This window comes from Pseudomonas putida (assembly GCF_028682635.1).
Classification (GTDB): Bacteria; Pseudomonadota; Gammaproteobacteria; order Pseudomonadales; family Pseudomonadaceae; genus Aquipseudomonas; species Aquipseudomonas putida_AE.
On record NZ_JANHLK010000016.1, the window covers coordinates 146,101 to 152,988 of the forward strand.

Consider the following 6,888-nt stretch of genomic DNA (forward strand, 5'->3'; position numbering starts at 1 on the left):
GGTACTCCGGCCTATAACAAGAGAAAGACGGAGAAGACTCATGGCCGCAATCGACAACACCACCGCGGGCAACACGCCTCACCACGGCATCACCAAGGAGGAGCGCAAGGTTATTTTTGCCTCGTCCCTGGGCACCGTGTTCGAATGGTACGACTTCTACCTTTATGGCTCCCTCGCCGCGATCATTGCCAAGCACTTTTTCGCCGGCGTCAACGAGACCACGTCCTTCATCTTTGCCTTGCTCGCGTTCGCCGCCGGCTTCGCCGTACGCCCCTTCGGTGCCATCGTGTTCGGTCGACTGGGCGACATGATCGGGCGCAAGCACACCTTCCTGATCACCATCGTGATCATGGGTGTCTCCACGGCGATCGTCGGCTTCCTGCCCGGCTACGCGACCATCGGCGTGGCCGCGCCGATCATCCTGATCACCCTGCGCCTGTTGCAAGGGCTGGCCCTGGGTGGCGAGTACGGCGGGGCGGCGACGTATGTGGCCGAACATGCACCCAAAGGCAAGCGCGGCTATTTCACCTCGTGGATCCAGACCACCGCGACCCTCGGCCTGTTCCTTTCGCTGCTGGTGATCCTCGCCTGTCGCACCGTGCTTGGCACCGAAGCGTTCGAAGCCTGGGGCTGGCGGATTCCCTTCCTGCTGTCGATCCTGCTGCTGATCGTTTCGGTGTACATCCGCCTGCAGCTCAGCGAGTCGCCGGTGTTCCTGAAAATGAAGGCCGAGGGCAAGTCCTCCAAGGCGCCGCTGACCGAATCCTTCGCCCGCTGGGACAACCTCAAGATCGTGATCATGGCGCTGCTCGGCGGTACCGCCGGCCAGGCCGTCGTCTGGTACACCGGGCAGTTCTACGCGTTGTTCTTCCTGCTGCAGACGCTCAAGATCGACGCGCAGACGGCCAACCTGCTGATCGCCGGTTCGCTGCTGATCGGCACGCCGTTCTTCGTCATCTTCGGGAGCCTGTCCGACCGCATCGGGCGCAAGGGCATCATCATGGCCGGCTGCATCCTCGCGGCGCTGACCTACTTCCCGATCTTCCATGCGTTGACGCAGTACGGTAACCCCGACGTGTTCATCGCACAGGAGAAGAACCCGGTCACGGTGATCGCCGATCCAGACCAGTGCTCGTTCCAGTTCGACCCGGTGGGCAAGGCCAAATTCACCAGCTCCTGCGACCTGGCCAAGACCGTGTTGGCCAAACGGGCCATACCCTACAAGAACGAGAAGGCCGCCCCGGGCACTGTCGCGCAGGTGCGCATCGGCGACAAAGTGATCCCCAGCTTCGAAGGCACCGGCATGCCGGCCGCCGACTTCAAGACCCGCAACGACGCCTTCGTCGCGACCCTGGGCACCTCCCTCAAGGAAGCCGGCTACCCCGAGAAGGCCGACCCGGCCAAGACCAACTACCCGATGGTGCTGCTGCTCCTGACCATCCTGGTGATCTACGTGACCATGGTCTACGGCCCGATCGCCGCTTGGCTGGTGGAACTCTTCCCGGCGCGTATCCGCTACACCTCGATGTCACTGCCATACCACATCGGCAACGGCTGGTTCGGCGGCTTTCTGCCGACGGTGGCCTTCGCCATGGTCGCGGCCACGGGCGATATCTATTATGGGCTGTGGTATCCGATCGTCATCGCGGTGATGACGGCGATCCTGGGTATCTTCTTCATGCCGGAAACCAAGGATCGGGAGATTCATCACACCTGAAATCTGTTGGAGCCAGCGGCGCGGCTGTCCGCCGCCCGCTCGCTCCTTCAGCCAAGGCGTAGGAAATCGCCTTCTGATGTTCACTCTGAAGGAGCTGCTGCAGGCTGCGATCTTTTGATCTTTTGCTAGCCTGTTCGGCTTCTATCGAGGCTTCTCTTGATTCAATGCGTTTGCCCAGTGCTCGAATCACCTTGGCTAACGATAATCGCATTGTCCTTGCTGATTGTTTGCTGGAGGTTTTGGCCGGTGACTTCCCTGACCTGTCCGTCGTGTGCGTACGTTACTTCGACATGGCCGCCACCAACAAAATCTATGCGAAAAATACGCGTCTGATCCTGTGTTCGCACAGCAAATGATTCGATCTCAGACAAGTTCCTGATCCCTATTGACTTAGGGACAAGATTTTCGATGGTCACACTACCATCCCGCATGACCATCGTTGCCCCGTCCGGGCGAGTGACTTTCATGCCGCCCTCAATTTTTTCGATGACGTGACCATAAACCTGACCGCCAAGGACCTTACTTCGTCGTCTAGGTGAAGTACACTTTTACCCGCTGGCACCTCTGTTTCCGGCGTATGTATCTCGAACGTTATTTTATCGTCTGCTTCATGCTTGCTCATTATGCTGCTCCTTTTTAGTTGCCGGAATTGGCGGTGTTGTTTCTAAGGTGTGAGTCGTGCGTGTTACCAGTTGCACCCTGCCCATCAGGAAATACTCAGGCTTCTCCGAACAATATCCATTTGATATTTTCCTCTTCGACGATCACTCGGTCGGCGAGCAAGAAGCGGCTGTGGTGCCTTTGGATTTTTACTGTTGGCAGGATTTCGCCCTTCTCGAAACGGCGAATTTGTGCACCTTCGAGGCGCGAGAAAAACTGGTTACCTATATCGGCTTTCCAGTAGCCAGGTTGCGGGCAGGCTTGGCCGCTGTTGCAGGTCGGCCTGGGGGAAGTAGCCTGGATGAAGCCGGGAGAATCCGGCAGCGGTCGGCCGGTGGCAGGATCGAGGGCTTTGGCCTTGGCCAAATTAAGAATCAGCGCTTCACTGGGTTTTTCTGGTGGGATGTTTGCCAGGCGTTCTTCCAGCCATTGCAGCTTGCCGTCCCAGGCGGGCAACTCGGCGGGTGGCAGCGGGACGATCTCGTTGATCTCGGGGACTTTGGGATTGGCGTAGGAGTAGTCCGAGAGGATTTTCCAGATTTTTTTGTAGCGATCGGCGCGTTCGAGGTCTTCTTGTTGGCCCAGGTAGTACAGCCGATCATCCGGCTCCGGACCACGGAAGCCCTCGGTCAAAAAAGAAGCCGAAGTACTATCACCGGCAGCTGCCCCAAGTTGGAATGCTTCGAGTGCCTCTTGAAAATGCCCATCTATCGACAAATCAACACCGAGTGCTCCTGCAGCTTTACCGTTTCCTTGCTCCCCAGCACAACGGCGCATTAGCCGGGCAACGTCCGGGGCAATGTTGATCGGCGCTAACTTGTCGGCGATATATGTCTGGCCTTGTGCATTCCCTTGATCGGCGGACTTGCGGTAGTAACGCAACGCCATTTCGTGATCCTGCTGCAACCCGGCCGAACCATGCTGCAGAAAAATGCCGACAAAGTAATATCCCGCTCCCACGCCCGCGTCGATCAGTTGCTCACTCATGCGCAAATGCTCTTCACCACGGAGTTTGAAGAAACCGCGCATCGCACCGTTCTGCAGATTGATATTGGCCTTGTAGTGTCCGTTCTCACTGGCGATGCGGTATAGACGTTCGATCTCTCCATCGACAGTCTTGTCCTGTTTGAGTTGGTTATTCTTTTGCAACCAGCGCGCGTAGCGGAATAGCACATCGGCCTCCGCGGGAGCCTCAGGTATCTGCTCGTGCACACAGTTAAAAGCCATCCTGGCCTTGGCTTCAGTTAAAGGGTTCAAGGGCATTTTCTCGGTCGAAGAAGAAGGAGGGTTACTGGTGTCGCAGGCAACCAGCAGCAGGCATGAAAGCAAATAGAGCCGTCGCATCAGTCGAGATCCGACAGGTCGGATTTGCCGAAATAGAACTCGACGAGGGGGGCGTAGGGAGTCAATTCTTTGGATTGAAGACCTTTATTTCGATTGATGATGTCTTGCCAGGCTTTGAATGCCTCCTGTGGGTCATCCTGCGCACCCTTTTTATCCGTATGCATCTCCCACAACCGTCGCCGCAACCCCTGCGTCACACTTGCCCACTCATGCGCAATATTCAGCTCGCTATCCACCTGCATGCTGCGGGTATTGATGTTGGCCGAGCCGTGGGTGGTAAACACGTCGTCGACGATCATCAACTTGGAGTGGATGTACACCGGCATCCAGTCCTTGCCCGCTGGTGAGTCGGGGGCCACCAGTGAGCACACGTGAACTTTCAGGCCGGAGAGTTCCGGAAGCTGAGAAAATGTTTCACTCTCGATTGCCTCGATTTGGCGCGCGAGTTCGGCTTTGCGCCAATCGTTGTGCCAGGCCTTGCTCCGCTTATCCTCCTTGGCCTTGTCGCTGAGATCGGTTCCGCCCAATGCGTCGGTGAGATTCGTCAGCGTGATCAGGGCATGCCGTTCAATACGTTCGCTAAGACCGGATTCCTGTGCGGCAGCTTCAGCTTTTGCCTTTTCAATACGCCGTAACTTGGTGATTGCAGGCATGGTATGGCCACGCCCGAGGCTTTCGAGCATGCGCTGGGTGTTTACAGTGCCGGAGCCTATGCCACCTTCACTGGCATTGGTGATCACAAACAGGTGCAAGTGCCCATGAATGGCGGGGTCGCGCCCGGCCTTGGTCTGGCCGGCGGCGACGGCCTTGATCAATTCGGCCAGGGGCGGCCATCGGAAATACTGGTTTTCGATGTAGATGAACTGGGTCGCGTTGTTGACGGCTTGCAGGTAAAGCTTCTCGATATCGCGTTTACTCTCCTGGGCCTGGGTGCACAGGATCTGTGCGATTTGGCGGGTAGCTTGCGGGGTGCATTGCAGTAGCGGCCCCACTTGCATGGCTTGGCGTGAGTCGAGCAAATTCTCGCCGGTTTCCTTGCGCCAGGCGCTGGCAAAGTTGTGGTGCAGGTGTTCCAGGATCGGTCCGCTGACCTGACTTGAAATGTCCTGCCGTGGAGTATCGCCTCGCGGACCCTTGTTGGGGGCGGGCTTGGTGTTCTTGTCACGGTTCAGTGCCGAATGGTCATCGGTGTCCCAGTACTCGTCGAGCATGTTGTGACCCATCACGAAACCAACGGCACGGTCTGGCAGTTCATAATCAACGAGGACGGTTTTTTGATGATGGGTCGCTGTTGCCGTCAGGACGAATTGCGTGGTGGCACTGATCTTCGGGTCGAGACTTTTGTACATCGCCTGATGGGCTATTTCAGCCCTTTCAAACACGCTGAAACCGCGACTGACGAACACTGGAGTGCTGCGAGCTGCCACATGCGCCGCGGCTATGCTGTCGGCAAGCGAACAGTTGGCAAACCACTGGCGGTCATAAGCGTATTGTTCATCCGTGGAGGGTTGCATCTCCCGATCGTAGTATCGGAATGGGCCTTTTCCGGGCAGGTTGGCTTCTCCGGCTTTGCCTGCCGTATTGAATGGCATCTCCCAACCGAGTATCCGGACCTTGACGCCTTCCCGAGCCATGGCCATCAGTAATTCACCGATGCGCGGCGATATGCCGTCGCGAATGAAATACATCGACGGCTGAAACCCCCAACAGGTGATGTCGATAGTTGCCTTGGCCTTTGAAATGGCCAGGTGCACAGCCCGAAACGTTTCTTCCCCATTGATCAACGGCTGGTAAGTTGCCATCGCGGGAGGGTATTCGGTATTGCGCACATACCAGGGCGGAGTACAGGTCACCTCTTGGGTATGCTGGAGTGCGACCGGTGTCACGATCTCGTATTGGCTCATTGTGTTTTCCCTTCCTGCTCTTTGATTCCTTCCATCACCGAGGCATACAGGCCTCGGTGATCCGTGTGCGATGTGGGTTGGCTTACCTCGTCGTGGATTCGAGAGGGGTGGTTGTGCAATCCGCGATTAGCCAGGTGCGCCTGATCGGAATTGCGGTAATCGGTAGGAACCGGGATCTGGTAGGTCACACCGTTAGCCATGACCAACCGGTAGCCGCGTGTCACGACCTGATGATCGATCAGGATTTGCCCGGAAGCGTCCAGCACGCCTTGTTTGAGTTCGGCACCGTCGGCGTAAAGCGTGTAGGGCATACCCGCCCAGACACGGCGGGTGGCATTGGGGGTTTGCGCTACGTTGAATCGCAGCGTTTGTTTTGACAGGCTTTGCAGGTAATCCGGATGCGTAGCGGTCATGCTGGCCGGGCCGCTAAAGGCGAATTGCGCGGCCTTGACCTTGTGGTCGCCCGCCGTCCCCGATTCGATGCCGCTCGCATCCAGGGTGAGATAGCTGCCGCCGCCATTCAGATTGATTTTTTTCTTGGCGGTGATGCGGATTTCGTCTTCGGTGCTGGTGATGTCCAAGCCAAGACGGGCGACTAGCTCCAGCGCATCGTTTTGCGCCTGGACACTTACCGGGCCCTGGTTGGCAATCAGCTTCATCCCCAGCTTGCGCACGAACAGGCTAAATCCCTGGCCCACACCCATGAACAAGCGCTTGACCACGCTGATGTCGGCATGGCCTCCGGCGTTGAGCATCAGGTTGTCCTGCGCCGCCAGTTGCAGGTGTTTGCCACTGCTCAAGGCGATGCCTTGGGGCGCGCTGAGCAGGACCACCTGGGCCTGCAGTGCGTCGATTTGTTCGCGCAAAAAGGCCAGTTGCGCCTGTACATCGGCAGGCTCGGCGTGAGCCGCCTGGGCATCGCTGGACAGGCCTTGCAGTTGCTCGCCTGCCTGCTGCAGACGCTCGAGGGCGGGGCTCATCTCCAGCACCTGACCTTGGGCCTTGGCCTGCTCATCGGCACTGATGAACAAGCCTTTGCCTGCCCGGATGGCGCCGTGCCCATCCGTGCGCAACTCAAATCCTTCGCCACGTTTCTGTTTCTTGGTATCCACCAGATGCCCCAGGTTCAGCTGGCTCTTGCCACTGTGCTCGGTACTGAGCTTGACGTGCTCCTCGCCGCGGTTGTCCTCCATGCGCAGTTTGTTGTTCGCCGGAGTGCGCAGCACGTTGCGCTTGTAGTTGCGCAAGGTCACGTGGTCCGGG

The 6,888-nt window shown here is 57.8% G+C and carries 5 protein-coding genes; 1 reads left to right on the top strand and 4 read right to left on the bottom strand.

Annotation, left to right across the window (positions count from 1 at the left end; translation table 11 throughout):
* The first annotated feature begins 40 nt into the window (after window positions 1-40).
* Window positions 41-1,717 carry an MFS transporter gene (locus NPS56_RS20175; RefSeq protein WP_274076243.1) on the top strand — a complete coding sequence of 559 codons (1,677 nt, stop codon included), beginning with the start codon at window positions 41-43 and terminating at the stop codon, window positions 1,715-1,717.
* 161 nt (window positions 1,718-1,878) lie between these two features.
* On the opposite strand, the gene NPS56_RS20180 is transcribed toward NPS56_RS20175, so the two are convergent.
* From NPS56_RS20180 to NPS56_RS20195, 4 genes are all read right to left on the bottom strand, one after another.
* Entirely contained in the window at window positions 1,879-2,184 is a 306-nt protein-coding gene (locus tag NPS56_RS20180; protein WP_274076244.1) for a hypothetical protein, read from the bottom strand.
* A 250-nt stretch (window positions 2,185-2,434) separates the two neighbouring features.
* Window positions 2,435-3,721, bottom strand: coding sequence for an SEL1-like repeat protein (locus NPS56_RS20185; RefSeq protein WP_274076245.1), 1,287 nt, complete (start codon window positions 3,719-3,721; stop codon window positions 2,435-2,437).
* Entirely contained in the window at window positions 3,721-5,625 is a 1,905-nt protein-coding gene (locus NPS56_RS20190; RefSeq protein WP_274076246.1) for a phospholipase D-like domain-containing protein, read from the bottom strand. Before NPS56_RS20190 ends, NPS56_RS20185 begins: the two co-directional genes overlap by 1 nt.
* Window positions 5,622-6,888, bottom strand: a 1,267-nt coding sequence (locus NPS56_RS20195) for a DUF2345 domain-containing protein (protein WP_274076247.1), incomplete at its 5' end; no start/stop codon positions are given. The genes NPS56_RS20195 and NPS56_RS20190, both read right to left, overlap by 4 nt.